The sequence below is a fragment of the Streptomyces sp. CNQ085 genome, assembly GCF_022614595.1.
In the GTDB taxonomy this organism is placed as follows: Bacteria; Actinomycetota; Actinomycetes; order Streptomycetales; family Streptomycetaceae; genus Streptomyces.
In genome coordinates this window covers 17797-43261 of sequence record NZ_JAJFAU010000001.1, presented here as the reverse complement: position 1 = coordinate 43261, position 25465 = coordinate 17797, and the positions used below count along the sequence as shown (strand labels likewise).

Genomic DNA, 25465 nt, shown 5'->3' with positions numbered 1-25465 from the left:
GCCCCGGCGCGGCCCGCTACCGTCTTCCTCGCCGTCCCCTCGGCGTCACGCCCCGCCTGATCCGGTGGCGGCGCAGGAGGGGTGGCCCCAGCCGTCGGGGTTCTTCGCGATCGTCTCGCCCTTCGCGTACGGCCGGCCGCAGCGGCAACGGCCCGGGAAGCGTGCCTTGAGCGGCCTCCCGGAGGAGCGGTCCGGTGCCCCGGCCTTCCGCGCCGGCTTCGCCCCCTCCCGGCGGGGGGGGCGTCCACCGGCGGGGGCGGTGGCGGGTTCGGGCGGGGGCAGGTCGTCCCCCGCCGCGGAGCCGATCGGCCGCTGGGTGCGCGCGCTGTGGCTCGCGGCGCGGTCGGCGGCGTCGTTGAGCCGGTCGCCGTCCGCCCGGTGGGCCGGGGTGTGGACGAACTCCACCTCCCGCCCGGCCAGCAGTTCGTCGATGCGCACCACCAGGTCCCGGTTGGCCACCGGTGTGCCGGCCGAGGTCTTCCAGCCCCTGCGTCGCCAGCCCGGCAGCCAGGTGGTGACCGCCTTCATCGCGTACTGGGAGTCCATCCGCACCTGTGCCGGTACGGCCGGGTCCAGGACCTCCAGCAGTCTCTCCAGCGCGGTCAGCTCCGCCACGTTGTTGGTCGCCCTGCCCAGCGGACCGGCCTCCCAGCGTTCAGCGTCGCCGTCCGTACCGGCGATGACCCATGCCCAGGCCGCGGGCCCGGGGTTTCCCTTCGACGCGCCGTCGCATGCGGCGATGATCCGTTCCACCACCCTGTGATCCTGCCATCCTCCCGCCGCGGTCGCGGTCACCGGCCCGGACCCTCCTCCCGATCACGTCGTACCCTGCCGGGGAGTCGGGAGGAGAAGCGATGCGCACACCGGAGATGTTCCAGGTCGAGACGGGCGTCCACCTGGTCACGGGCAGCAACACCAACTGGGTGATCGTCCAGGACGGCGACGCGGTGACGCTGGTGGACACCGGGTATCCCGGGGACCGCGAGCTGGTGCTCGCCTCGCTCCGCGCCGTCGGCGCCGAGCCGTCGGCGGTGACGGCGGTACTGGTCACGCACGCCCACAGCGACCACATCGGCTCGGCCGAGTACCTGCGCACGGAGTACGAGGTCCCCGTCCTGGCCCACCGGGAGGAAGTGCCCCACGCCCGCCGGGACTTCCTCCAGCAGGTCTCCGTGGGGCAGATCGCCGCCAACGGATGGCGTCCCGGCGTCCTGCCCTGGGCCGTGCACGCGCTGCGGTCCGGCGGGAAGAAGGAGACCCCGGTCGCCGAGCCGCGGGAGTTCCCGTCCGGCGGCCCGCTCGATGTGCCCGGGCGCCCGGTGCCCGTCCACACTCCGGGCCACACCGACGGCCACTGCGCCTATCACCTGCCGGACAGGGGGATCCTGGTCACCGGCGACGCCCTCGTCAGCGGGCACCCCACCTCCGGCCGCCGGGGGCCCCAACTGCTGCCCCGTATGTTCCACCACGACCGCGGCCGCGCGCTGGACTCGCTCTCCACCCTGGCGGCCACCGGGGCGGAGGTCCTGCTCCCCGGCCACGGGCCGGTGCACCGCGGCCCGGTCGGTGCCGCGGTGGAGCACGCGCGCGAACAGGTCGGCTGATCCCTTCTCCGGCCGGGCCGGTGCCGGAGGGCGAATCAGGGGAGCCGTCCGGCCGCCTGCGGCCTGCGGGCGCGGCGCCGCGCCGCGGGCACCACCAGGGGGGTCCCGGTCTCCGGGTCGTCGATGACCCGGCAGGGCAGGCCGAAGACCTCCTCGACCAGTTCGGCGGTCACGATCTCCTCCGGCGGTCCGGAGGCCATCACCCGCCCCTCGCGCATGGCGATCAGGTGGGTGGCGTACCGGGCGGCGTGGTTGAGGTCGTGGAGGACGGCGACCAGGGTGCGGCCCTCCTCCTGGTGGAGGCGGGCGCACAGGTCCAGGATGTCGATCTGGTGGGCGAGGTCGAGGTAGGTGGTCGGCTCGTCCAGCAGCAGCAGGGGGGTCTGCTGGGCCAGCGCCATGGCGATCCACACCCGCTGCCGCTGCCCACCGGACAGTTCGTCCACCGAGCGGTCGGCGAGCTCGGCGACGCCGGTGGAGGCCATCGCCTCCACAACGACACGCTCGTCCTCCGCCGACCACTGGCGCAGCAGGCTCTGGTGCGGGTAGCGGCCACGGGAGACCAGTTCGGAGACGGAGATGCCCTCGGGGGCGACGGAGGACTGCGGCAGCAGGCCGAGGGTGCGGGCCACCTGCTTGGCGCCTGTGGAGGAGATGTCCCTGCCGTCCAGGAGGACCGTTCCGGCGGCCGGCTTCAGCATCCGCGACAGGGCGCGCAGCAGGGTGGACTTGCCGCAGGCGTTGGGACCTATGACGACGGTGAAGGAGCGGTCCGGTATCGCGACCGTGAGATCCTCGGCGATCGTGCGCCGGTCGTAGGCGAGGGTCAGACCCTGGCCGCTCAGCCTCGTCCCCCCGGCGGCCGGGGCTCCGTGGTCGCGGTGGTTGCCCTGCGTCATCCGTTCTGCTCCGTCCTGGGGTTGTCCGGCCGGGCCTTCGGGAGCCCGGGATTCCGCGAGGATGCTCATATCCGTCCTGCCTTCCGCTGAGTGGCCAGCAACCACACCAGGTAGCAGCCGCCGAGGAGACCGGTGAGGACGCCCACGGGGATCTGCCGTCCGGTGAAGAGGTTCTGGGCGGCCCAGTCGGCGGTCACCAGTACGGCCGCGCCCATGCAGCCGGCGGGCAGCAGGTTGGGGCCCGGCGCGCGGGTGAGGCGCTTGGCGAGCTGGGGCGCGGTGAGCGCGACGAAGGAGACCGGCCCGGCACAGGCCGCGGCGAAGGAGACCAGGACGACGGCGGAGCCCAGCGCGGCGGTGCGGGCACGTTCGACGCTCACGCCGAGGGCGTGGGCCGCGTCGTCGCCCATCTCCGTCATCCGCAGGGCCCGCCCGCAGCCCAGGACGGTGACCGGGCCCAGTACCGCCAGGGCGATCAGCAGCGGGGTGAGCTCGGGCCAGCCGCGGCCGTCGAGGCTGCCGGTGATCCACAGGATCGCGCGGGAAGCCTCCATCAGCTTGCCGCGGGTGAGCAGGTAGCCGTTGACGCCGGTGAGCATCGCCAGGACGCCGATGCCGGTGAGCACCAGCCGGTAGCCGTGCACTCCCTGGCGCCAGGCGAGGGCGTAGATGAGCAGTCCGGTCAGGAGTCCTCCGGCGATGGCTCCGCCGGCCAGGGCCGCGCTGCTGCCGCCGGCGAGGACGACGAGGAGGGCGCCGGTGGAGGCTCCCTGGGTGAGGCCGAGCATGTCGGGGCTGCCCAGCGGGTTGCGCACCACGGACTGGAAGACGGCTCCGGCCAGGCCGAGGGAGGCGCCGACGAGGAGGGCTGCGAGCACCCGGGGCAGCCGCAGTTCGTTGACGATGAAGTCCTGGGCGGGGGTGCCGCCGCCGGTGAGGGTGGTCAGCACCTCGGCGGGGCTCATGGGGTAGTCGCCGCTGCCGATGGTGACGACACCGGCGGCCAGGGCCACGAGCAGGCAGACGGCGGCGGCGATCAGGGCGCGGGGGCGGAAGCGGAGGCTGAGCGCCGGTCCGGCGCGGAAGGTCCTCACACCGGCCCTCATGTCGTTTCCCGTGTCGGTCCTCATGCGGCGGCCACCTTCCGCCGTCGCAGGACGTAGAGGAAGACGGGGCCGCCGAGGACGGCGGTGACGACGCCGACCTGGAGCTCGCCCGGGCGGCCCAGCAACCGGCCGAGCACATCGGAGCCGAGCAGCAGCACGGGGGCGAGCACCGCGCAGTACGGCAGCACCCAGCGCAGGTCGGGGCCGGTGATCGCGCGGACCAGGTGCGGCACCATCAGCCCGACGAAGACGATGGGGCCGGCGGCGGCGGTGGCCGCGCCGCACAGCAGGGTGATGGCGACGACGCAGGCCGCGCGGACCCTCTCCGGCCGGGCGCCCAGGGCGCGGGCCTGGTCGTCGCCGAGCGTGAGGGCGTTGAGCGGCCGGGCGAGGGCGAGGGCGGCCAGGGTGCCGGTGGCGATGAACGGCAGCACCTGCACCACGGCGTCCATCCGGGCCGAAGCCAGCGAACCGACGGTCCAAAAACGCATCCGCTCCAGCGCCGCGGCGTCCAGGATCATCGCGGCGCTGACGTAGGAGTACAGGGCGGCGTTGAGCGCCGCGCCGGCCAGGGCCAGCCGCGCCGGGGTCGCCCCGCGCCCGCCGCCGACGGCGTAGACGACAACGGAGACGACCGCGGCGCCGGCCAGGGCGAACCACACGTAGCCGGTGAAGCCGGTCACCCCGAGGAAGGCGATGGAGGTGACCACCGCGGCCGAAGCGCCGGCGTTGATGCCCAGCAGTCCGGGATCCGCCAGCGGGTTGCGGGTCAGCGCCTGCATCACCGCGCCGGCCAGCCCGAGGGCGAGACCGACGAGCAGTCCGAGCAGGGTGCGCGGCAACCGCATCTCGCGCACCACGCTCCAGGCCTCGGAGCCGCTGTCGAAGAGCCCGGACCAGACCTCGCCCGCCGACAGCGGCCGGGCGCCGAAGCCGAGGCTCAGCACCAGCAGGACGAGCAGGAGGGCCGCGGCGCCCGCCAGCCCGGCGGAGCGCAGGGCGGTACGGGTTCGCGTCGGCGGCTCCTCGACGGCGGGGGGCGGCGGCCCCGTTCTCTCCCGCGTGGGGCTCGGTTTGATGAGTGACACGTGCGGACTCCGGTGTGCCGGGGGAGATCGGGACCACCCCCTTGGGCTCGAACTTTGGTTAGGTTAACCTAACAGCCGCGGCCGGGCAGTAGAACACCCGTCGCATACCCGTGCGTTTGCCAGAAAGGCGCCAGTCATGTCCTACGCAAGAACCGCCAACCTCTCCCGCCGGGGCATCCTCACGGCGGGAGGCGCCCTCGGTCTGGGTGCCCTGCTCGCGGCCTGCGGGGACGACGGCGGTTCGCAGACGTCGGGCAAGACCTCGGAGAAGGACGGCGGCCCCTGGTCGTTCACCGACGACCGCAAGAAGAAGGTCACCGCCGACAGGACCCCCGAGCGCATCGTCGCCTTCACCGGCACCGCCGCCGCCCTGGCCGACTTCGGCCTGAAGGACCGGATCGTCGGCGTCTTCGGCGAGACGGTTCTGGAGGACGGCTCGGCCCACCCGCAGGCCGGCGGCCTGGACGTCAAGAAGATCGAGGTCATCGGCAACGCCTGGGGCGAGTTCGACATCGAGAAGTACGCCGCGCTCAGCCCCGAGCTGCTGGTCACGCACCAGTACGACCCCAGCTCGCTGTGGTACGTACCGGAGGAGAGTGCGGACAAGATCCTCAAGCTGGCCCCCAGCGTCGCCGTCCAGACCGCCGAGGTCTCCCTGCTCAAGCCGATCCAGCGCTACGCCGCCCTGGCCGAGTCCCTGGGCGCCGACCTGAAGTCCGAGCAGGTCGCCGACGGCAAGGCTCGCTTCGAGGCGGCGGCCGAGAAGCTCCGCAAGGCCGCCAAGGCCGGCGGCGGGCTGCGGGTGCTGGCCGCCTCCGGCAGCGCCGACTACTTCTACGTCTCCACCCCCGCGCCCGCGGCCGGCTTGAAGTACTTCGCCGAACTGGGCGTCAACTTCGTCATCCCCGACGACGTCGAGGCCAGCGGCGGCTACTTCGAGAGCCTCAGCTGGGAGAACGCCGGGCAGTACGAGGCCGACCTCATCATCCTGGACAACCGCAGCACCGCCCTGCAGCCGAAGGACCTGAAGTCCAAGCCCACCTGGGAGGCGCTCCCGGCGGTGAAGGCCGGCCAGGTCGCCGAGTGGGACCCGGTGCCGCGCTTCTCCTACCAGGGCGCCGCCCCGCTGATGGAGAACCTCGCCGACGCCATCACCAAGGCCAGGAAGCTCGGCTGAGCCGGGGCCGGGTCGTGCCGCCCCCAGACCGCGCAGGACAGCAACCTCCGAGAAGGAGAGCCCGCAGATGACACCGCGCACCGCCACCCCCGTCACCCCTCCCGCCGCCTCTGCCGCGGCTCACCGGCCGCCGGCGCCCCACCGCGCTCCCGCCACCCGGCGGGCCTCGCCGTTCGGCTTCTTCGATGCCTCGGTCGTGCGCACCGCGCGACTGGGACCGTCCCTGGTCCGGATCACCTTCAGGGGGGAGAGGCTCGGGCGGTTCGCGGGCGGCGGGAGGGACCAGAGCTTCTCGCTCTTCCTGCCTCAGCCCGGCCAGAGGGAGCCCGTCGTCCCGGTGGAGCTGGGCGACGGCTGGTTCGCGGCCTGGCGGGTGATGGATCCGGCGGTGCGCGCGATCATGCGCTCCTACACCGTGGCCGCGCAGCGGCCGAAGGCGGGCGAGGTGGACGTCGACTTCGTCCTGCACGGCGACACCGGTCCCGCGACCCGCTGGGCCCGGCGCGCCCGGCCCGGTGACCGGGTCCGCCTGCTGGGCCCGGTCGTCGCGGAGAACAGGAGCGTCGGCTTCCGTCCTCCCGCCGGCACGGACCGGGTGCTGCTCGCCGCCGACGAGACGGCGCTGCCCGCCCTCGCCGGGATCCTGGCCTGGCTGCCCGCCGGCGTCCGGGCGCGGGCGTGGGTCGAGGTGCCCCGGGCGGGGGACGTACGGCCGCTGCCCACCGCGGCCGACGCGGAGGTCACCTGGCTGGTCCGGGAGGACTTCCGGCGGCACGGCGTGGTGGTGGACGCCGTACGCGAGGCCGTACTGCCCGAGGAGGCGTGGGGCGGCGCGTACGCGTGGCTGGCGGGCGAGGCCGCCGCGGTGCGTGCACTGCGCCGCCACCTGGTGTCCGAACGAGGCTTGGACCGCGGCCGGGTGGCCTTCTCCGGGTACTGGCGAATGGGCGCCTCGGAGGAGGATCTGCGCGCCGAGGCGCTCACCGACGCCGCCTGACACGGGGGGCGAACCCGCACAGAGCCCCACGTACCACCCGCGGCACGGTGGACTCCCGCATGATCAAAGTAAGTTAGGATAGCCTTACTTAAGTTTCCTGCTCCCCCGATTCGGAGGACCCGCGCGTGAGCCCCCAGGGATCCGCCTCCCCTCTCGCTCCTGTCGACACGGCCGGCCCCGTCGGCGGCGACCCCCGTTCCCATCTGCTGAACGGCTCCACCGCCGAGTACTACCGGCGGCTGGTCTCCGACGGCGTGGCGCGGGTCGCCCGGACGGTCGCCGGAACCAGCCGGCCGTTCACCGGCGTCACCCCCGGCGAACTGGCCTCGGTGGTGGACGGCATCGACCTCGACAGCCCCCTGGGCGACCCGGCCGCCGCCCTCGACGAACTGGAGCGCGTCTACCTCCGCGACGCGGTCTACTTCCACCACCCCCGCTACCTCGCCCACCTCAACTGCCCGGTGGTGCTTCCCGCCCTCCTCGGCGAGGCCGTCCTCTCCGCCGTCAACTCCTCCCTGGACACCTGGGACCAGAGCGCCGGCGGCACTCTGATGGAGCGCCGGCTCATCGACTGGACCGCCGACCGCATCGGCCTGGGCCGCGCCGCCGACGGCATCTTCACCAGCGGCGGCACCCAGTCCAACCTCCAGGCGCTGCTGCTGGCCCGCGAGGAGGCCCTCCGGCTGCTGCGGAAGAACTCCTCCACCCCGCCGCCGGTCTCCCGGATGCTGCCGAAACTGCGCGTCCTGACCTCCGAGGCCGGCCACTTCTCCGTGCTAAAGGCCGCCAAACTCCTCGGCCTGGAGCCGGAGTCGGTCATCTGTGTCCCCTGCGACGGCGACCGCCGGATGCGTACCGACGTCCTCGCCCGCGAGCTGCGCCGCTGCCGGGAGGAGGGCCTGACGGTGATGGCTGTCTCCGCCACCGCCGGCACCACCGACTTCGGCTCCATCGACCCCCTGCCCGAGATCGCCGAGCTGTGCCGGGAGGCCGGGACCTGGTTCCACGTCGACGCCGCCTACGGCTGCGGACTGCTGGCCTCGCCCACGCGCCGCCATCTGCTGAGCGGCATCGAGCGGGCCGACTCGGTCACCGTCGACTACCACAAGTCCTTCTTCCAGCCGGTCAGTTCCAGCGCCGTCCTCGTCCGCGACGGCGCCGCCCTGCGGCACGCCACGTACCACGCCGACTACCTGAACCCGGTCCGCAGCGCCGAGAAGCTCATCCCCAACCAGGTCGACAAGTCCCTCCAGACGACCCGGCGCTTCGACGCGCTCAAGCTGTGGCTGACCCTGCGCATCATGGGCGCCGACACCGTCGGCGCGCTCTTCGACCAGGTGGTGGACCTGGCCGCCGACACCTGGCGGATCCTGGAGGACGACCCCCGCTTCACCGTCGTCACCAGGCCGACGCTCTCCACCCTGGTCTTCCGCTACACCCCCTGCGCGGACACCGGCGCAGGCGCGGGCCGCGCCGACGAGACGGCCGTGGACCTGGCCAACCTGCACGCCCGCGAGGCCCTGGCCGCCTCCGGCGAGGCCGTGGTCGCCGGAACGGTGGTCGACGGCCGCCACCACCTGAAGTTCACCCTGCTCAACCCGGAGACGACGACGGACGACATCCGCGCCGTCCTCGATCTGATCGCCGGACACGCCCAGGAACACCTGGCCTCCTCCGCCGCCCGCCCGGACGGCTCACCGGCCGCATGAACCACCGGATCCACCAGACCCACGGAGACGACGTGTCCACCCCTCACGACTTCATAGCCATCGGACTGGGCCCCTTCAACCTGGGGCTGGCCTGTCTGACGGAACCGGTCGACGACCTCGACGGGCTCTTCCTGGAGAGCCGCCCGGAGTTCGACTGGCACCCCGGCATGCTGCTGGACGGCGTCACCCTGCAGACGCCCTTCATGGCCGACCTGGTGACCATGGCCGACCCCACCTCCCCCTACTCCTTCCTCAACTACCTCAAGCAGTCCGGGCGCCTGTACCAGTTCTACATCCGCGAGAGCTTCTATCCGCTGCGCGCCGAGTACAACGCCTACTGCCGCTGGGCCGCCGGCCGGCTGTCCTGCGTCCGCTTCGGCCGCGAGGTCACAGCCGTCTCCCACGACGAGACCGAGGGCCTGTACACCGTCACCGCCCGCGACACCTCCACCGGCGAACTCGGCGAACACCGCGCCCGCCACCTGGTGCTGGGCACCGGCACCCCGCCGTACGTTCCCGAGTCCTGCGAGGGGCTGGGCGGCGATGTGATCCACAACTCCCGCTACCTGGAGCACAGGAAGGCGCTCCAGGCCAAGAAGAGCATCACGGTCGTGGGCAGCGGGCAGAGCGCCGCCGAGATCTACCACGACCTGCTCTCGGAGATCGACACCCACGGCTACCGCCTGAACTGGGTCACCCGCTCCCCGCGGTTCTTCCCGCTGGAGTACACCAAGCTGACCCTGGAGATGACCTCCCCCGACTACATCGACTACTTCCACGCCCTGCCCGAGACCACCCGGCACCGGCTGGAGGGCGAGCAGAAGGGTCTGTTCAAGGGCATCAACGAGGCCCTGATCAACGACATCTTCGACCTGCTGTACGCCAAGAGCGCCGCCGGTCCCGTCCCCACCCGGCTGCTGACCAACACAGCGCTGACCTCCGCCTCCCACGACGAGGCGAGCGACTCCTACACCCTCGGGCTGCACCAGGTCGAGCAGGACGAGGAGTTCACCCTCACCACCGAAGGACTGGTCCTGGCCACCGGCTACCGCCACCGCGTCCCCGCCTTCCTGGACGGCATCGGCGACCGCATCCGCTTCGACTCCTCGGGCCGCTTCGACGTCGCCCGCAACTACAGCGTCGATGTCACCGGCCGCGGTGTCTTCCTGCAGAACGGCGCCGTCCACGCCCACAGCGTCACCTCGCCGGACCTGGGCATGGGCCCGTACCGCAACTCCTGGATCATCCGCGAGATCCTCGGCCGCGAGGTCTACCCCGTCGAGAAGTCCATCACCTTCCAGGACTTCGGCGCCCCCGAGGGGAGCATCGTGTGAGCGAGATCCTCTTCCACCGCGAGGATCCCGGACTGGGGGGACTCTCCGTGGTCACCCTCGACCCCACCGCCGACGCGCCCCTGCTGCGCTCCTGGGTGACCCACCCCAAGGCCGTGTACTGGATGATGCAGGACGCCGACGAGCGGCAGGTGGCCGACGAGTACCGGCGGATCGCCGAACACCCGCACCACGATGCCTTCCTGGGCCTGCACCGCGGCAGTCCCGCCTTCCTCGTCGAGCGCTACGACCCCGCCCACGTGGAGCTGGCCGGGCTGTACGACCACCGGACGGGCGATGTCGGGATGCACTTCCTCACCGCGCCGTCCGACGCCCCGGTCCACGGATTCACCCTCGCCGTCATCACCACGGTGATGGAGATGCTCTTCGACGACCCGGCCACCCGCCGTGTGGTCGTCGAGCCCGACGCCCGCAACACCGCCGTGCACGCCCTCAACGCCGCCGTCGGTTTCGAGGTCGCCGCCACGATCGCCAAACCGGAGAAGGAGGCCCTGCTGAGCTTCTGCACCCGCGAGAGCTTCGAGGCCGCCATGCGAGGAGCCGCCCTGTGACCACCGACTCCCCCCGCGCCGCACCGCACCCCGGCCCGTATCCCGGCCCGCAGTCCGGTCCACAGCGGGCCGTGGCCCATCTGACCCCCGGCAACTGGGACACCGCCGTACGGCTGCTGCTGCGCAAGGCCCTGTCGGAGTTCTCCCACGAGCGTCTGCTGGCCCCCGCCGAGCTGGGCGGCGGGCGCTACGCCGTCACCGGCGGCGAGGACGGGAACGGCCGGGAGGGGACCGAGTACCGCTTCACGGCCCGCCTGATGGCGCTCGACCACTGGCAGATCGACGCCGACAGCATCACCCGCCACCGCGGCGGCGCCGAACTGTCCCTGGACGCCTTCGCGTTCTTCACCGAGTTCCGCGGCGCCCTGGGCCTGAGCGACGAGATACTGCCCGTCTACCTGGAGGAGATCAGCTCCACCCTGGCGAGCACCGCGTACAAACTGGCGAAGGAGCCGGTCACCGCCGCCGAGCTGGCCGGCGCCGGCTTCCAGGCGATCGAGACCGGTATGACCGAGGGGCATCCTTGCTTCGTCGCCAACAACGGCCGCCTCGGCTTCGGGATCCACGAGTACCTGGCCTACGCGCCCGAGGCCGCGGCCCCGGTGCGGCTGCTGTGGGTGGCCGCCCACCGTGACCACACCACCTTCACGTGCTCGGCCGACACCGACTACCACGCGCTGGTGCGCGCCGAGCTCGGGCAGGCCGCCCTCGACCGGTTCGACTCCGTCCTGCGCGGTCAGGACCTGGACCCGGCGGACTACCTGCTGATCCCCGTCCACCCCTGGCAGTGGTGGAACAAGCTCGCCGTGACCTTCTCCGCCGAGGTCGCCCAGCGCCGCATCGTGCTGGTGGGCGAGGGCGAGGACGAGTACCTGGCGCAGCAGTCCATCCGCACCTTCTTCAACATCTCCGCGCCGGACAAGCACTACGTCAAGACGGCCCTGTCCGTGCTCAACATGGGTTTCATGCGGGGCCTGTCGGCGGCCTACATGGAGGCCACCCCCGCCATCAACGACTGGCTGGCCGACCTGGTCGCCAAGGACCCCGTCCTGCGTGCCACCGGACTGGAGATCATCCGCGAGCGCGCTGCCGTCGGCTACCGCCACCCCGGCTACGAGGCCGCCACCGACCGCTACTCGCCCTACCGCAAGATGCTCGCGGCCCTGTGGCGTGAGAGCCCCGTCCCCACCCTGGAGGAAGGGCAGCGCCTGGCCACCATGGCCTCCCTGCTCCACACCGACGCGGCAGGGGGCTCGCTGGCCGCCGCGCTGATCGAGCGCTCCGGTCTCACCCCCGAGGCCTGGCTGGGCCGCTACCTGGACGCCTACCTCGTCCCGCTGCTCCACAGCTTCTACGCCTACGACCTGGCGTACATGCCGCACGGCGAGAACGTCATCCTCGTCCTGGAGGACGACGCGGTGGCGCGGGCGGTGTTCAAGGACATCGCCGAGGAGATCGTCGTGATGGACTCCGGCGTGGAACTGCCCCCCGAGGTCGAGCGCGTCCGCGCCGAGACGCCCGAGGACATGCGGCTGCTGGCCATCCTCACCGACGTCTTCGACTGCTTCCTGCGCCACCTCGGCGCGATCCTCGCCGACCGGGGCGTACTGACCGAGGACGCCTTCTGGCGCACGGTCGCCGAAGCGGTGATCCGCTACCAGGAGTCCGTGCCGGAGCTGGCCGGACGGTTCGAGCGGTACGACATCTTCGCCGACGAGTTCGCGCTGTCCTGCCTCAACCGGCTCCAGTTGCGCGACAACCGGCAGATGGTGGACCTGGCGGACCCCTCCGGAGCGCTCCAGCTCGTCGGCAGCCTGAAGAACCCCATCGCCCCCTACGCCCCGGGGAGGGCCTGACACACCGTGGTGACCACCGACCCGGCCGCCGGCGCCGGCCCGGCGCCCGGCCAGGAACCCGGCCAGGAACCCGGCACGGCGGAGACCGGACCGTCCGGCGGGCACCCCGCCCGCTGGGCGATCCTGACCGTGGTCTGCCTGGCCGAACTCGTCGTGGTGCTCGACAACACCGTGCTCAACGTGGCGATCCCGTCGCTGACCGGTGAGCTGGACGCGTCCACCGCGGACGTGCAGTGGATGATCAACGCCTACGCCCTGGTGCAGGCGGGTCTGCTGCTCGCGGCGGGCAACGCCGCCGACCGCTACGGACGCAAGCGGATGCTGCTGACCGGGCTGGCCCTGTTCGGGGCCGGTTCGCTGGCCGCGGGGCTGGCCTCCTCCTCCGCCCAGCTCATCGCGGCCCGCGCGGGCATGGGCGTGGGCGCGGCCCTGCTGCTGACGACCACCCTCGCCGTCGTCATGCAGGTCTTCGACGCGAGCGAGCGGCCGAAGGCCATCGGCCTGTGGGGCGCCGTCAACGCCCTCGGCTTCGCCTCCGGTCCGGTGGTCGGCGGTCTGGTGCTCAGCCACTTCTGGTGGGGCGCGGTCTTCCTGATCAACATCCCGGTGGTGCTTCTCGGGCTGGTCGCCGTCGCGGTCCTCGTCCCCGAGAGCCGCGACCCGCGCGGCGGCCGCCTGGACCTGCCGGGCCTGGTGCTCTCGGTCACCGGCATGACCTGCGTGGTCCACGCCGTCATCACCGGCCCGGAGGAGGGCTGGGCCTCTCCGCGGATCCTGGTGCCGGCCGTGCTGGGAGCAGCCGTGCTGGCGGCCTTCCTGCACTGGGAGCGGCGCACCGAGCACCCGATGCTGGATCCGGCCCTGTTCCGCAGCCGCCGCTTCACCGGGGCGGTGACGGGTGTCATGCTGATCACCTTCGGCAGCGGCGGCGCCCTGTACCTGCTCACGCAGCAGTTCCAGTTCGTCCGCGGCGACAGCCCGCTCCAGGCGGGTCTGGCCGTGGCGCCCTTCGCGCTGACGGTGGTGCTGGTGAACTTCACCGGCGTCTCCGCGCGGCTGATCGCGCGCTTCGGCCTGCCGGTGATGATCGCCTCGGGCATGGCCGTGATGGCGGCCGGTCTCGCGGTCGTCGCCCTTGTCGGCGGCGGAGGCTACGGGGGGATCCTGATCGGCCTGGTGCTGATGGGGGCGGGCTGCGGCTGTGCCAACCCGGCCATCGCCGAGGCCGTCATGAGCTCGATCCCCAAGGAGAAGGCGGGCGCGGGGGCCGGTGTCAACGGCACCCTCACCGAGATGGGCGCCGGTCTGGGCGTCGCCGTCCTGGGTGCCGTCCTGGCCTCCCGGTTCGCGATCCTGCTGCCGGACTCGGCGGGCGACGCCGAGTCGCTGCCCGCCGCGCTGGCCCGGGTCTCCGGGGAGGCCGATCTGGCCGCGGTCGCCGAGGCGTTCGCCTCCGGCCTGCGGACCGGGCAGCTGGCCGGCGCCGCGGCGGTCCTCGCCGGCGGCTGCGCGGCCGGCCTGCTGCTGGGCCGCGCCGGGCGGCCCGCCGTACGGGGTACGGCGGCAAAGCCGCGTCCCTCCCACGGGAAGGAGAGCTGACACATGGCCGTGAAGGTCTATCGGGACGCCTGGGGCGTGCCGCACCTGCGCGCGGACGGCGCGCAGGAGCTGGCGTACGCCCAGGGCCGCAACGCGGCGGCGGACCGCGCCTGGCAGCTCGAGGTCGAGCGGCACCGCTCGCAGGGCACCACCGCTTCGTTCCTCGGCGCGGAGGCCGTCTCCTGGGACCGGTTCGCGCGGCGGGTGCGGCTGGACGACACCGCCCGGCGGTGCATGGAAGCCCTGGAGCGCGAGAATCCCGGCACCGCCGCCTGGGTCCGCTCCTACGTCGGCGGAGTCAACGACGGGCTGGCGGAAGGGGCCGCCCGGGCACCGGAGTTCGCCGCCACCGGCCTCCTCCCCGGCCGCTGGCGGCCGTGGACGCCGATGGGCGTCTGGCTGTCGGCGCACATCCTGTTCGCGGGTTTCCCGGCCAAGCTCTGGCGCGACGCCGTCGCCCGCCGCCTGGGACCCGGGTGGGTCGGGGTGTTCGCCACCGACGGGCCCGGCACCTCCGGCAGCAACGGCTGGCTCGTCCCGGCGGAGCGCACCGCCACGGGCTCGGCGATCGTCGCGGGCGACCCCCACCGGTTCGTCGAGGCCCCGGGCGTCTACCAGCAGATCCGGCTGGCCTGCCCGGAGTTCGACGTCGTCGGCCTCGCCGTCCCCGGCGTCCCCGGCATCGCCCACTTCGGCCACGCCGGCCATGTGGCCTGGGCCATCACCAACGCCATGGCCGACTACCAGGACCTCTACCGCGAGCGGCTGCGGCGCACCGGGCCGGGCGGGGAGCGGGTGGAGGCGCTGGGCCCGGACGGATGGCGGCCCGCCGAGCGCCGTATCGAGACGATCGAGGTGGCAGGCGGCGAGCCCGTGGCGGTCGAGGTGATCGAGACCGAACGCGGTCCCGTCATCGCCGACGGCGACGAGGCGGCGGCCTGGGCGGGTTCGGGCTCCCACGCCCCGGACGCCACGGTCCGGGGCTTCTCCGCCCCGGACGCCTTCGGCGCGCTCTCCCTGCGCCACCCCTCGCGTGCGGGCGCCGGCCTCGGTTTCGGCGTGCTTCCCGCCCTGTTGCGGGCCCGGAACGTCGCCGACATCGACCGGGCCCTGGACGGCTGGGTGGAGCCGGTCAACGTCGTCCTGGCCGCCGACACCGCGGGCGGGACGCTGCACCGGGTGGCGGGCACCGTCCCCGTGCGCCATCCGGACAACCGCACGAGGGTAGTGCCCGCCTGGGAGCCCCGGTACGCCTGGCGGGCCCGGCGCGGGCCGATGCCGCGCGAACGCGTCGAGGGCGTCGCGGTCATGGCCAACCAGCGGGGGATCGCCGGGCCTTTCGGTGTGGAGTTCGCGCCGCCGCACCGGGCCGAGCGCATCCGGGAGCTGCTGGCGGAGCGGGCCGTGTGGTCCGCCCGGGACATGGCGGCCGTTCACCGCGACACCCTGCTGGCCTCGGCCGCGCCCCTGCTGGACCTGCTGGCGCGCACCGGCCCCGGGGAACTGGGGCCTGACGCCCGGCGGCTGCGGGAACGGCTGCTGGGCTGGGACCGCCGGATGGACGCCGACAGCGCCGGTGCCGCCGCATTCGCCGCCGTCCGCACCGCGACGGTGCGGCTGCTGGCGGAGCATCCGCTGCTGCGGCCGCTGGCGGACCCGCCGCCCGCCCCGGAGGTCCTCCGGCCCTGGCTCGCGCTCCTGCCCCGCGTCGGATACGCCCTGGAGCACCTGCTGACCACGGACCGTCTGCCGCTCGCGGACCGGGCCGGGGCCGTACGGGCCGCAGTCGAGGAGGTGGCGGCGCGCCCCACCGCCCCACAGGGCCCGCCGGCGCGGTGGGGCGACACCCACCGGCTCGCGCCCTGGCAGGCGCTGCCGGCCGATCCCGGTGAGCCCTGGCCGGCCCTGGACGGCGACCACGACTGCGTGCTGGCCACCTCCAGCGTGCCCGGGGTCACCGACCTCAGCACCCGCGCCTCCGCCGCCCGCTACGTGTGGGACCTCGCCCGCCGCGAGGACAGCGCCTGGGTGGTGCCACTGGGTGCCTCGGGCGTGCCCGGGGACCCGCACCACCGCGACCAGCTCCCGCTGTGGGCGCGCTGCGAGCTCGTCCCGGTGGTCACCGACTGGGACGAGCTCACCGAGGAGTCCGCCGCGCCACCGGTACCATCCGTACCGTCCGCAGACTCCGACCGAGGAGAGAAGTGACCGACCCGGCCGCGCCCCCCGCCCCCTCCACGCCCTCGGCTCCCCGGCGTCGCGAAGCAGTGCACGAGGCCCGCGTCGAGGGCTTCGGCACGGTCCGCGTCGTCCCCGTGGCCCCCGCGCGCGACATCGACCTGCTGCACGACTGGGTGACCCGGGAGCGGGCCCGCTTCTGGGGGATGCTCGGCCACACCCGCGAGCAGGTCCTGGAAACCTACGAGTACCTGGACTCCCTGTCCACGCACCACGCCTTCCTGGTCCATCTCGACGACCGGCCGGTCGCCCTCTTCCAGACCTACGAGCCGGGCGCCGACCCGGTCGGCGAGTACTACGAGGTGCGGCCGGGGGACTTCGGCCTCCATCTGATGGTCGGTCCGGCGGACGGCGGGGCGCGGCCGGGCTTCACCGGTACCCTGCTGGCCGTCTTCCTGACCCATCTGCTGGCCGAGAACCCCGGCCGCAGGCGGATCGTCGCCGAACCCGACACCCGCAACGAGAAGGCGGTCTCCCGGCTGCTGCGGGCCGGTTTCGTCCTCGGTCCCGGGATCGAACTTCCGCACAAGCGGGCCCGGCTGGTCTTCCTCGACCGGGATGCCTTCCTCTCCCGGGCCGCGCCCCGGTGCTCCTGAGAGGGCGGGGCGCCGGGTACGGTCCCGCCGTGTCGGTGGGCGCGGCTACGGTGTCGCCGTGATCGATTCAGACGATGTCCGGCGTATCGCGCTGTCCCTTCCGGAGACCGTGGAGAAGGAGGCGTGGAGCATGCCCACCTTCCGGGTGGCCGGGAAGATGTACATCACCGTCCCCGACGACGAGACCTCCGTCGCCGTGCGCTGCCCGCGCCTGGAGCGCACCGAACTGATCGCGGCCGAGCCGGAGAAGTTCTGGGTACCGCCCCACGAGGCGTCCTCGGCATGGGTGCGGGTCCGGCTGGCCGCCTTGGAGGACATCGCCGAGCTGCGGGACGTCCTCGTCGACTCGTGGCGGCAGGCGGCTCCCGAGCGGTTGCTGGAGGCGCGCCCGGATCTGGTGCCCGGCGGTGCGGCGGGCTCGGAAACGTAGTCCGGGCCCCGGCCGGCGGGCGCGGGGCCGCTCACCGCCGGCGGCCGGACGCCTCCACCGCGTCCCCGCGCTCGTCGGCGCCGGCGGACGCGACGGCACCGCGCCGCCGCAGGACCCTCAGGGCGGTCTCGCACCACTGCAGGTTCTCGCGTTCGAAGGCGATACCGCGCAGCAGTGTGAGGTAGGGGCCCACGCGCCTGGCCCGTGCGAAGTACTCCTCCTCCGTGCGTCCGTCCAGCAGCTTGGCGCGCCCCCGCTCGTAGCGGGCGAGTTTGGCCGTCGACCACTCCAGTTGCGTCTCCACGGCGGCCCGGACGCCCTCGATGTCGCCCGCGTCGGCGCTCTGGACCTTCACCAGCAGTTCGTCGCGGATGACGGTGGGCCGGGCGAGGGGGGCCGCGGTGTAGTCGCGCAGTGCGGCGTGTCCCGCCTCGGTCAGGGAGAACAGCCGTTTGTTGGGCCGGCGTTCCTGCTGGACGACACGGGCGGCGACGAGCCCTTCCCGCTCCATGCGCTCGAGTTCACGGTAGAGCTGCTGGGGTGTGGCCGTCCAGAAGTCGGCGACCGAGGAGTCGAACCCCTTGGCCAGGTCCCAGCCCGATGCCTCGCCTTCCAGTAGGGCTGCCATCACCGCGTTGCGCAGAGCCATCCCCGTATTGGAGCACGGGGGCGACCTGCCGACAAATCGACTGCTCCTGCCGGTTTCCGCGCAGGTGGGCGCGGTTTCGGCCCGGTGTGGACAGACTCCCCGCCAGGATTTACTCTCCAACGCACCTAGTGAACTTTTTGGCTATCAAGGTGGTCGGCATGAACTCCTTCCGGCGTGCCGTGGAGGCCCGCGACGAGCAGGCTCTGACGGACCTGCTGGCCGAGGATGTCGTCTTCACCAGCCCCGTCGCGTTCAGGCCCTACGAGGGCAGGGCGATCACCGCGGCGATCCTGCGTGGTGTGATGCGGGTCCTCGAGGACTTCGCCTACACCCGTGAGTTCTCCGGCCCGGACGGCCGGGACCATGCCCTCGTTTTCACCGCCACCGTTGGCGGCCGGCGGATCCAGGGCTGCGACTTCCTGCACTTCGACGAGGACGGCAGCATCGACGGCCTCACCGTCATGGTCCGCCCGCTGTCCGCCGCCCGGGCGCTCGCCGAGGCCATGGGCGCGCAGTTCGAGCGGATCTCGCGCGAGGCCGCCGGCGCCTGACCGCCGGCCCGTCCGGCCGCCACGCCCCCGTCTCGCCCAGCCGTCCCACCATCCCGCCCCGCCCTCACCCGCACCGAACCGGGAGACCTGTCGCATGACCACCTACCCTCACCTGCTCCGGCCGCTGGACCTGGGCTTCACCACCCTGCCCAACCGGGTCCTCATGGGCTCGATGCACGTCGGACTGGAGGAGGCCCCCGACGGCTTCTCCCGGATGGCCGCCTTCTACGCGGAGCGCGCCCGCGGCGGCGTCGGCCTGATCGTCACCGGCGGCATAGCACCCAACGAGGCCGGACGCCCCTATCCCGGCGGCGCCATGCTCACCACCGAGGAGGAGGCCGAGCGCCACCGCGCCGTCACCGACGCCGTCCACGCCGAGGGCGGCCGCATCGCGATGCAGATCCTCCACTTCGGCCGCTACGCCTACCATCCCGACCTCGTCGCCCCGAGCCCGCTGAAGGCCCCGATCAGCCCGCACACCCCGCGCGAACTCACCGACGCCGAGACCGAGCGGACCATCGAGGACTTCGCCCACTGCGCCGCCCTCGCCCGGTCCGCGGGCTACGACGGCGTGGAGATCATGGGCTCCGAGGGCTACCTGATCAACGAGTTCATCGCCTCCGCCACCAACCACCGCACCGACCGCTGGGGCGGCTCGTACACCAACCGCATGCGCTTCCCCGTCGAGATCGTGCGCCGGGTCCGTGAGCGCGTCGGCGAGGACTTCATCATCGTCTACCGGCTGTCCATGCTCGACCTGGTGCCCGGCGGTTCCACCTTCCCCGAGGTCGTCGAACTCGCCCGTGCCGTCGAGGCCGCGGGCGCCACCATCATCAACACCGGCATCGGCTGGCACGAGGCGCGCATCCCCACCATCGCCACCTCCGTGCCCCGAGGCGCCTACACCTGGGTCACCCGCAGGCTGATGGGGTCCGTCTCCGTCCCGCTGGTCACCTGCAACCGCATCAACAACCCCGAGCTGGCCGAGCGGATCCTCGCCGACGGCGACGCCGACATGGTCTCCCTGGCCCGCCCCATGCTCGCCGACGCCGACTTCGTCGCCAAGGCCGCCGCCGGAACGCCCGAGGCGATCAACACCTGCATCGGCTGCAACCAGGCCTGCCTCGACCACACCTTCAGCCTCAAGATCACTTCCTGTCTGGTCAACCCGCGGGCCTGCCACGAGACCGAGCTCGTCCTGGAGCCCACCCGCCGGGTCAAGGACATCGCGGTGGTCGGCGCCGGACCGGCCGGTCTCGCCTTCGCCGTCTCCGCGGCCGAGCGCGGCCACACCGTCACCCTGTACGACGCCGCCCCCGAGATCGGCGGGCAGCTCAACACCGCCCGCCGCGTCCCCGGCAAGCAGGAGTTCGACGAGACCCTGCGCTACTACAGCCACCGGCTCGAGGCCCTCGGCGTCGAGCGGCGTCTGGGCGCCGAGGTCACCGCCGGGCGGCTCGCGGACGCCGGCCACGACGAGATCGTCCTGGCCACCGGCGTCACCCCCCGCGTCCCCGAGATCCCCGGCATCGACCACCCGAGTGTGATGGGCTACCTCGATGTCCTCCACGGCCGCAGGCCCGTCGGCCGGAGCGTCGCGATCCTGGGCGCGGGCGGCATCGGCTTCGATGTCGCCGCCTACCTCACCCACCCGGGGACGGACGGCGGGCCCGGCGGACCGGAGACGACCGAGGCGTTCCTCGCCCGCTGGGGCGTCGATGCCGAGTACCGCTCCCCCGGCGGTCTGACCGAGCCCGCCCACCCCGCCGGCGGGCGCACCGTCCACCTGCTCCAGCGTAAGACGAGCAAGGTCGGCGCGGGCCTGGGCAGGACCACCGGCTGGATCCACCGCACCGAGCTCAGGGAACGCGGCGTCACCATGCTCCCCGGCGTCACCTACGAGCGCATCGACGACGAGGGCCTGCACCTCACCGTCGACGGACAGCCCGGGGTGCTGCCGGTGGACACCGTGGTGCTGTGCACCGGGCAGGAGCCCCGGCGCGACCTGTACGACGAGCTGGCCGGGCGCGGCGTCAAGGCCCATCTCATCGGCGGCGCCGACATCGCCGCCGAGCTCGACGCCAAGCGCGCGATCGACCAGGGCACGCGCCTGGCGGCCGCCCTGTAGCACGACGGACGGCCGACGGACGGCCCGTCCCGCCGCCCTCCCTCGCACCGGCCCGTCCCGGGTTCCTCCCGCGCGGGGACGGCGGATGCGCCATCGTGGGCGGCGGCGCCCTCCGCGCCGCACCTGCCCAAGGAGAAGAGGCCGTGATGAGGACCGTCGCCCGGATCTGGCACCGCATCGGTGGTCCGCTGCAGTGGCGCCTGCTGTGGCTGGCCAACCCGAAGTTCATGGTGGGCGTCACCGGCGTCGTACGCGACGCGGACGGCAACGTGCTCCTGCTGCGGCACCGCATGTGGCGGGAGGACCGTCCGTGGGGCCTGCCGACGGGCTACGCGAAGAAGGGCGAGACCTTCCAGGAGACGGTCGTCCGCGAGGTGCGCGAGGAGACCGGACTGGACGTGCGCGTCGGCGAACTCGTCCGTCTCACCAGCGGGTACCGGCTGCGGGCGGAGGTCGCCTACGAGGCCCGGCTCGCCGGCGGCGCCCTCGAGGTCGATCCTTTCGAGGTCCTGGAGGCGAGGTGGTTCGCGCCCGGAGAGCTGCCCGAGGGCCTGCAGGAGTCCCACCGGTCACTGATCAGAAGCCGGTCCGGCTGATCCGGCCGTCCCGCACCGCGTCCCGCATCCCGGACCCGCCTGCGGTCCGGGGCCGGGGTGCGGGAAAGGCCGCGCCGGTCCACGATGGAAGGCGTGACCGACGAGAAGCCGTCGCAGCCCCCGATCATCGTCTGGGGCGTGACACACGGGGACCGGCCGTTCCGCACGGTCCAGCTCGGTGACGGGACGGTCGGTCTCGCCCACGACATCACCGACGTGGTCCGGCTGGCGTACGCCGCGGGGCTGAGTCCGGTGGACCTGGACGACCCGGCCACCGTGCGATGGGTGGGCGGGGACAAGTACACCTGGACCTGAGCCGCCGCCCCGCTCCGGGAGCCCTGCGCCGCCTCACGCGCCGTGGCCTCACACGTCGTGCCCCCGGGCGGCGAGCCACCGGTGGACCGCGGCCTTGTCGGCCACGCTGACGTGCGCGGGCCCCGGCCTGGAAGGCCCCTCGTCCTGGTTGAACCCGGTGTCGGTGACCCGGGCCGTAACCCAGTCGGCCAACTCCCTGGCGGCGTCGGAGGACAGGCGGTCCTGGTCCCACTCCTGCCGGGCCCGCCCGGCCCTCTCCGCGTCATGGCCGGCGGACTCCTCCAGCCAGACCGGTACCAGACGCCGGACCGTCTGCTCGTCCGCCGGGTCGCCGGCGAGGGGTGTGCTCGGTGAGTCGTTCATGTTCCGACGTGTGACCGGCCGGGCCGGATGCCATGCCCGATTCGCCCGTCCATGCCCCGGCAGGGTCAGCGCGGGGACCGGCGGAGAGTCAGCGGGGAAGGGTGCCGACGCCGCCCGGGTCCGTCTGCGGCGCCCGCCACCGCACGGTCCGCGCCGCCGGCCGCCTCCGGCCGGCGAAGCGGCCCAGCAGTCACACGGCGCCGTTCAGTCCCCAGGTGAGCAGGGCAAGGGCGGCGATGGGCGCGACCACCAGGCCGAGGATGAGAACGACGGTTTCCGTCACGGTGCCTCCTGGAACAACCCAACCGGGCTGTCATCGACCGGTGCCCCGTGCGGAGAAGGACACTCCTGCCTGCTCGCGGCCGCCTCGGCCGGGCCTCGAGACGCGGGCGCCCGGACGGAGGCGTCATCCCGGCTGGTCGCTGTCCTTCAGGGAGCCCCAGCCGTGCCAGCGGTCGATCTCGATCCAGGCGCTGACGCGGCGGCGGTCCCGCCGCGGATACGGTTCGCCCAGATAGTGGCGGGCCAGCCGGTCGATGTCGGCGAGTTCCGGATCGTCGTGGATCTCGGTGACACGGCCGATGAGGCTGACGTGTGTGTACCAGTTGCCCTCATCGAGCACGGTGAGGGTGACACGGGGATCGTTGCGCACGTGCTGCAGCCGTTTGCGGGCCTCGTCCATGTTGACCAGCACACGACCCCCGTCCCACAGGTACCAGGTGGCGGTGGACACCGGCTGGCCGTCCGACCGCAGGGTGGTGATGACGGCCGGATTGGCCTTCTCCAGCATGGTCACGGCCTCTTCGGGAAGCGGTGGCTTCGACATGGGTGGCACTCCTCGGCACATCGCTGCAGGTCGTCTCACACCGTCCGACCGGCATGGTCCCGCCAGCATCACACACCGCCGGCGCCGATCGCGGGAGCACACCCGAGACGGTGTGGGCCGAACAGGTGCCGCACTCCGGCCGGGGCGGACCCGGGCCGGGGGAGGCCGACGAGCAGGCGCTGCTGGCCGTGTTCGACGAATTCGGCTGAGGCCGCCGGGGCGGCCCGATGCCCTCCGGACAGGCGGCCACCGGGGCGTGGAGGGCGCGAGCCAGACCGTCAGCGTCGGCCTGCCGGTCCTCACCTCGCTGGCGCTGTACCTCGCCGTCGGGCTGGTGCGGGCCGAGGTGGAGCGGAGGTTCGTCGACCACCCGCCCTCCTCCGACGGCGACACCGTGTCCGGCACGGTCGGCACCCGCTGGGCGGGACTCCCTCTGTCACCCGCACGGAGCTATGGTAATTATCAGGCAAATCGGACAGAGGAAACAGCCCAACCCATGGACAGTAGGTGTCTGCGATGCTCCAGGGACTCGCGACGGCGGGGATCGTTCTGCTCTGCGTCTGCGCCGTCTACGTCGCACTGGCGGCCCGCGTGGTCAAACAGTACGAACGCGGGGTGGTCTTCCGGCTCGGGCGGGTCATGAAGGACGTACGTCCGCCGGGCTTCACCGTGATCGTTCCGTTCGTCGACCGGATGCGCAAGGTCAACCTGCAGATCGTGACCTTGCCGGTGCCCGCGCAGGAGGGCATCAGCAGGGACAACGTGACCGTCCGGGTCGACGCGGTCGTGTACTTCAAGGTGGTCGACCCCGTCGACGCGGTCGTACGGGTGGAGGACTACCGCTTCGCGGTCTCCCAGATGGCGCAGACCTCGCTGCGCTCCATCATCGGCAAGAGCGATCTGGACGACCTGCTGTCCAACCGGGAGAAACTCAACCAGGGCCTGGAGCTGATGATCGACAGCCCTGCCGTGGGCTGGGGCGTCCACGTCGACCGGGTGGAGATCAAGGATGTCTCCCTGCCGGAGACGATGAAGCGGTCGATGGCCCGCCAGGCCGAGGCCGCCCGCGACCGGCGGGCCCGCGTCATCAACGCCGACGCGGAGTTCGAGGCGTCGAAGAAGCTGGCGGAGGCCGCGCAGCAGATGGCCGACACGCCCTCCGCGCTGCAGCTGCGGCTTCTGCAGACGGTGGTGGCGGTCGCCGCCGAGAAGAACTCCACTCTGGTCCTGCCCTTCCCCGTCGAACTGCTGCGGTTCCTGGAGAAGGCACAGCAGGGCCCGCAGCCGGGTGTGGCACCCTCCGCCCAGACCGCGGTCCCGCCCCCGCAGGCCCCGTACGCGGCGGCTTCCTCCGCCCGGACGCCGGCGGCGGATCCGGGAAGCGACGGGCAGAGGACCGGGAAGGAGTGAGGCGCGCCCCCGGCGCCCCGCGGCCGCGCCGGGGGCCGCCGGCGCCGTCAGGGGTCGAGGGCGCGCAGGCGGGTGGCCTCCGCGCGGATCTCCGGCAGCCGGTCGTGCAGCGCCTGGCCGGGACAGTCGGTCTGGTGGCTGTCCCGGTGGCCCGCGATGACGTCGAACACCGCCGCCTCGCCCTTGTCGTAGCGGCTCTCGTCATTCGTCGAGACCAGCCGCACCCTGCCTTCCGGATCGGCACCGGGCCGCAGCTTCCATGCCGCGACCTCGGCGATCGCGTCGATCACCGCGCGCGGCACCTCCTGCCCCGCCCCGAAGGTGCCCAGCGCCGCCACACCGACGCTGTTGCGGTTGAAGCCCTTGGTGTGCGCGCCGTACACCGGACGTCCGATGCCGCCGCCCCGCCCCTCGTAGATGGTCCCGCACTTGTCCACGACGAAGTTGTATCCGATGTCGTCCCACCCCTGGCCCTCGACGTGGTCCGTCTCCAGGGCCCGCAGCAGCTCCGGGACCTCCGAGCAGTCGTAGCCGTTGGGGTGGCCGGTGTGGTGGACGAAGACGGCGCTCACCGGGCCCGTGTAGCTGGCCTCCTCCCTGACCATGCTCTCGTCGGCGCGCCAGGCCTTCCGGCTGACGACCGCGGGCCGTGGCGCGGTGTAGGCGGTGGCGGGACCGGTGGTCTCCGGTCCCGGGGGTTCGAGGAGGTGGGCGGGAACGTCCCGCGCCGCCAGCAGCGCCAGCGGCAGAAGGGCGGCGCCCAGCACAAGTCGTGGGTACCACATGCGCCTACCCTGCCCCCGCTCGCCGCGGATCTCGCGGCCAACGGGGCCGGTCGAGTGACGGCGGGTGGCCGGCCGGGAGGGTGTTCGCACAGCTCACAGGGCCTGTGAGGGGGTGCACCGGAGGGCGGCCACCGCCCGACGGCGGCAAGTGTTCCCCGGTCGGCGGGAAGCCGTTTCCTCGCGGTCCTCGCGCAAGGCGGTGAGGATGCCGGCCGCCTCCTGCGGGCCCGGCTCGGCTCGACGGCGGACCGCCGCGCCCAGGCGTGCCACGGCGTCCTCCGGCCGTTCCAGCCCGCTGCCCGCCGGACAACAGCATGTTTCCGCCATTTGCCAGTGGTTAGGCGATATGCAGCAAGACGGTACGACACCACCGCGAGGAGGCCGTTATGGGCAAGCTGGGCGATATGGCGAACAAGGCCAAGAAGATGGCCAAGCGCCACCCCGACCAGGCGGACAAGGGCGTCGGCCGCGCCGAGCAGACGATCGACGAGCGCACCGGCAACAAGTACGACACCCAGACCGACAAGGCCGCCGACTCAGTACGCCGTTCCTACGGCGACGAGGAGGACCGGCCGCGATAGGGCGGGCCGGAACGGGGCAGCACACGGAACAGCGGGGCCGCCGGTGCGCGGAGCACCGG

General features: G+C 72.9%; 25 protein-coding genes. 17 read left to right on the top strand and 8 right to left on the bottom strand.

Annotation, left to right across the window (positions count from 1 at the left end; translation table 11 throughout):
- Positions 1-45 precede the first annotated feature (45 nt).
- Positions 46-756 (bottom strand): ribonuclease H, encoded by a 711-nt coding sequence (locus LJ221_RS00220; RefSeq protein WP_241712731.1) that lies wholly within the window; start codon positions 754-756, stop codon positions 46-48.
- Between the two features lie 98 nt (positions 757-854).
- Between LJ221_RS00220 and LJ221_RS00215 the strand changes: the two genes are divergently transcribed.
- Positions 855-1604: an MBL fold metallo-hydrolase gene (locus LJ221_RS00215; RefSeq protein ID WP_241712574.1), complete on the top strand. Its 750-nt coding sequence runs from the start codon at positions 855-857 to the stop codon at positions 1602-1604.
- Between the two features lie 35 nt (positions 1605-1639).
- On the opposite strand, the gene LJ221_RS00210 is transcribed toward LJ221_RS00215, so the two are convergent.
- The 3 genes from LJ221_RS00210 to LJ221_RS00200 all read right to left on the bottom strand — a co-directional run bounded on the left by LJ221_RS00210 (position 1640) and on the right by LJ221_RS00200 (position 4697).
- A complete protein-coding gene (locus LJ221_RS00210; RefSeq protein ID WP_241712571.1) occupies positions 1640-2503 on the bottom strand; it encodes an ABC transporter ATP-binding protein in 864 nt (287 codons plus the stop codon).
- Between the two features lie 65 nt (positions 2504-2568).
- Entirely contained in the window at positions 2569-3633 is a 1065-nt protein-coding gene (locus LJ221_RS00205) for a FecCD family ABC transporter permease (RefSeq protein WP_374228331.1), read from the bottom strand.
- Positions 3630-4697 carry a FecCD family ABC transporter permease gene (locus tag LJ221_RS00200; protein ID WP_374228330.1) on the bottom strand — a complete coding sequence of 356 codons (1068 nt, stop codon included), beginning with the start codon at positions 4695-4697 and terminating at the stop codon, positions 3630-3632. Before LJ221_RS00200 ends, LJ221_RS00205 begins: the two co-directional genes overlap by 4 nt.
- A gap of 136 nt (positions 4698-4833) precedes the next feature.
- Between LJ221_RS00200 and LJ221_RS00195 the strand changes: the two genes are divergently transcribed.
- The 10 genes from LJ221_RS00195 (at position 4834) to LJ221_RS00150 (ending at position 17202) form a co-directional block, all read left to right on the top strand.
- Positions 4834-5874, top strand: a complete 1041-nt coding sequence (locus LJ221_RS00195) for an ABC transporter substrate-binding protein (protein WP_241712569.1) — start codon at positions 4834-4836, stop codon at positions 5872-5874.
- A 67-nt stretch (positions 5875-5941) separates the two neighbouring features.
- Positions 5942-6871, top strand: a complete 930-nt coding sequence (locus tag LJ221_RS00190; protein ID WP_241712567.1) for a siderophore-interacting protein — start codon at positions 5942-5944, stop codon at positions 6869-6871.
- Between the two features lie 203 nt (positions 6872-7074).
- Complete coding sequence (locus tag LJ221_RS00185; protein WP_241712725.1) at positions 7075-8580, top strand: aspartate aminotransferase family protein; 1506 nt, start codon at positions 7075-7077, stop codon at positions 8578-8580.
- The gene (locus LJ221_RS00180; RefSeq protein ID WP_241712565.1) at positions 8577-9914 is read left to right on the top strand and encodes a lysine N(6)-hydroxylase/L-ornithine N(5)-oxygenase family protein; all 1338 of its coding nucleotides are present in this window, start codon (positions 8577-8579) and stop codon (positions 9912-9914) included. The genes LJ221_RS00185 and LJ221_RS00180 overlap by 4 nt, the downstream gene beginning before the upstream one ends.
- Positions 9911-10483 (top strand): GNAT family N-acetyltransferase, encoded by a 573-nt coding sequence (locus LJ221_RS00175; protein ID WP_241712563.1) that lies wholly within the window; start codon positions 9911-9913, stop codon positions 10481-10483. Before LJ221_RS00180 ends, LJ221_RS00175 begins: the two co-directional genes overlap by 4 nt.
- Before the next feature lie 71 nt (positions 10484-10554).
- On the top strand, positions 10555-12339 hold the full coding sequence (locus LJ221_RS00170; protein ID WP_241712723.1) for an IucA/IucC family siderophore biosynthesis protein: 1785 nt from the start codon (positions 10555-10557) through the stop codon (positions 12337-12339).
- A 9-nt stretch (positions 12340-12348) separates the two neighbouring features.
- Positions 12349-13938 carry a DHA2 family efflux MFS transporter permease subunit gene (locus tag LJ221_RS00165; protein WP_374228337.1) on the top strand — a complete coding sequence of 530 codons (1590 nt, stop codon included), beginning with the start codon at positions 12349-12351 and terminating at the stop codon, positions 13936-13938.
- A 3-nt stretch (positions 13939-13941) separates the two neighbouring features.
- Positions 13942-16146, top strand: coding sequence for a penicillin acylase family protein (locus tag LJ221_RS00160; protein WP_241712561.1), 2205 nt, complete (start codon positions 13942-13944; stop codon positions 16144-16146).
- Positions 16143-16772, top strand: coding sequence for a GNAT family N-acetyltransferase (locus LJ221_RS00155; protein WP_241712559.1), 630 nt, complete (start codon positions 16143-16145; stop codon positions 16770-16772). Before LJ221_RS00160 ends, LJ221_RS00155 begins: the two co-directional genes overlap by 4 nt.
- Before the next feature lie 58 nt (positions 16773-16830).
- Positions 16831-17202, top strand: coding sequence for an MmcQ/YjbR family DNA-binding protein (locus LJ221_RS00150; protein WP_241712557.1), 372 nt, complete (start codon positions 16831-16833; stop codon positions 17200-17202).
- Between the two features lie 31 nt (positions 17203-17233).
- Here LJ221_RS00150 and LJ221_RS00145 read toward each other — a convergent pair whose 3' ends face one another.
- A complete protein-coding gene (locus LJ221_RS00145) occupies positions 17234-17851 on the bottom strand; it encodes a PadR family transcriptional regulator (RefSeq protein ID WP_241712554.1) in 618 nt (205 codons plus the stop codon).
- Between the two features lie 158 nt (positions 17852-18009).
- Between LJ221_RS00145 and LJ221_RS00140 the strand changes: the two genes are divergently transcribed.
- The 4 genes from LJ221_RS00140 to LJ221_RS00125 all read left to right on the top strand — a co-directional run bounded on the left by LJ221_RS00140 (position 18010) and on the right by LJ221_RS00125 (position 21441).
- On the top strand, positions 18010-18402 hold the full coding sequence (locus LJ221_RS00140) for a nuclear transport factor 2 family protein (RefSeq protein ID WP_241712719.1): 393 nt from the start codon (positions 18010-18012) through the stop codon (positions 18400-18402).
- A 94-nt stretch (positions 18403-18496) separates the two neighbouring features.
- Complete coding sequence (locus tag LJ221_RS00135; protein WP_241712552.1) at positions 18497-20530, top strand: FAD-dependent oxidoreductase; 2034 nt, start codon at positions 18497-18499, stop codon at positions 20528-20530.
- A 146-nt stretch (positions 20531-20676) separates the two neighbouring features.
- Positions 20677-21126, top strand: a complete 450-nt coding sequence (locus LJ221_RS00130) for an NUDIX domain-containing protein (protein ID WP_241712550.1) — start codon at positions 20677-20679, stop codon at positions 21124-21126.
- A gap of 84 nt (positions 21127-21210) precedes the next feature.
- Entirely contained in the window at positions 21211-21441 is a 231-nt protein-coding gene (locus LJ221_RS00125; protein ID WP_241712549.1) for a hypothetical protein, read from the top strand.
- A gap of 48 nt (positions 21442-21489) precedes the next feature.
- Here the strand turns inward: LJ221_RS00125 and LJ221_RS00120 are convergent, their stop codons facing one another.
- Together LJ221_RS00120 and LJ221_RS00115 are read right to left on the bottom strand one after the other, a co-directional pair.
- A complete protein-coding gene (locus LJ221_RS00120) occupies positions 21490-21804 on the bottom strand; it encodes a hypothetical protein (RefSeq protein ID WP_241712547.1) in 315 nt (104 codons plus the stop codon).
- Positions 21805-22210: 406 nt separating this feature from the next.
- Positions 22211-22630 (bottom strand): PPOX class F420-dependent oxidoreductase, encoded by a 420-nt coding sequence (locus LJ221_RS00115; RefSeq protein ID WP_241712545.1) that lies wholly within the window; start codon positions 22628-22630, stop codon positions 22211-22213.
- Positions 22631-23146: 516 nt separating this feature from the next.
- Between LJ221_RS00115 and LJ221_RS00110 the strand changes: the two genes are divergently transcribed.
- Positions 23147-24040: a slipin family protein gene (locus LJ221_RS00110; protein ID WP_241712543.1), complete on the top strand. Its 894-nt coding sequence runs from the start codon at positions 23147-23149 to the stop codon at positions 24038-24040.
- Positions 24041-24087: 47 nt separating this feature from the next.
- On the opposite strand, the gene LJ221_RS00105 is transcribed toward LJ221_RS00110, so the two are convergent.
- Positions 24088-24825 carry a peptidoglycan recognition protein gene (locus LJ221_RS00105; RefSeq protein ID WP_241712541.1) on the bottom strand — a complete coding sequence of 246 codons (738 nt, stop codon included), beginning with the start codon at positions 24823-24825 and terminating at the stop codon, positions 24088-24090.
- Positions 24826-25211: 386 nt separating this feature from the next.
- Between LJ221_RS00105 and LJ221_RS00100 the strand changes: the two genes are divergently transcribed.
- On the top strand, positions 25212-25406 hold the full coding sequence (locus LJ221_RS00100; protein WP_241712540.1) for an antitoxin: 195 nt from the start codon (positions 25212-25214) through the stop codon (positions 25404-25406).
- Positions 25407-25465 lie beyond the last annotated feature (59 nt).

Bases quoted from the DNA above. Each gene is read 5' to 3' on its own strand.
- LJ221_RS00215 (WP_241712574.1), top strand. From the start codon at position 855: ATGCGCACACCGGAGATGTTCCAGGTCGAGACGGGCGTCCACCTGGTC.
- LJ221_RS00210 (WP_241712571.1), bottom strand. From the start codon at position 2,503: ATGACGCAGGGCAACCACCGCGACCACGGAGCCCCGGCCGCCGGGGGG.
- LJ221_RS00205 (WP_374228331.1), bottom strand. From the start codon at position 3,633: ATGAGGACCGACACGGGAAACGACATGAGGGCCGGTGTGAGGACCTTC.
- LJ221_RS00195 (WP_241712569.1), top strand. From the start codon at position 4,834: ATGTCCTACGCAAGAACCGCCAACCTCTCCCGCCGGGGCATCCTCACG.
- LJ221_RS00190 (WP_241712567.1), top strand. From the start codon at position 5,942: ATGACACCGCGCACCGCCACCCCCGTCACCCCTCCCGCCGCCTCTGCC.
- LJ221_RS00180 (WP_241712565.1), top strand. From the start codon at position 8,577: ATGAACCACCGGATCCACCAGACCCACGGAGACGACGTGTCCACCCCT.
- LJ221_RS00160 (WP_241712561.1), top strand. From the start codon at position 13,942: ATGGCCGTGAAGGTCTATCGGGACGCCTGGGGCGTGCCGCACCTGCGC.
- LJ221_RS00145 (WP_241712554.1), bottom strand. From the start codon at position 17,851: ATGGCTCTGCGCAACGCGGTGATGGCAGCCCTACTGGAAGGCGAGGCA.
- LJ221_RS00140 (WP_241712719.1), top strand. From the start codon at position 18,010: ATGAACTCCTTCCGGCGTGCCGTGGAGGCCCGCGACGAGCAGGCTCTG.
- LJ221_RS00135 (WP_241712552.1), top strand. From the start codon at position 18,497: ATGACCACCTACCCTCACCTGCTCCGGCCGCTGGACCTGGGCTTCACC.
- LJ221_RS00130 (WP_241712550.1), top strand. From the start codon at position 20,677: ATGAGGACCGTCGCCCGGATCTGGCACCGCATCGGTGGTCCGCTGCAG.
- LJ221_RS00125 (WP_241712549.1), top strand. From the start codon at position 21,211: ATGGAAGGCGTGACCGACGAGAAGCCGTCGCAGCCCCCGATCATCGTC.
- LJ221_RS00120 (WP_241712547.1), bottom strand. From the start codon at position 21,804: ATGAACGACTCACCGAGCACACCCCTCGCCGGCGACCCGGCGGACGAG.
- LJ221_RS00115 (WP_241712545.1), bottom strand. From the start codon at position 22,630: ATGTCGAAGCCACCGCTTCCCGAAGAGGCCGTGACCATGCTGGAGAAG.
- LJ221_RS00110 (WP_241712543.1), top strand. From the start codon at position 23,147: ATGCTCCAGGGACTCGCGACGGCGGGGATCGTTCTGCTCTGCGTCTGC.
- LJ221_RS00105 (WP_241712541.1), bottom strand. From the start codon at position 24,825: ATGTGGTACCCACGACTTGTGCTGGGCGCCGCCCTTCTGCCGCTGGCG.
- LJ221_RS00100 (WP_241712540.1), top strand. From the start codon at position 25,212: ATGGGCAAGCTGGGCGATATGGCGAACAAGGCCAAGAAGATGGCCAAG.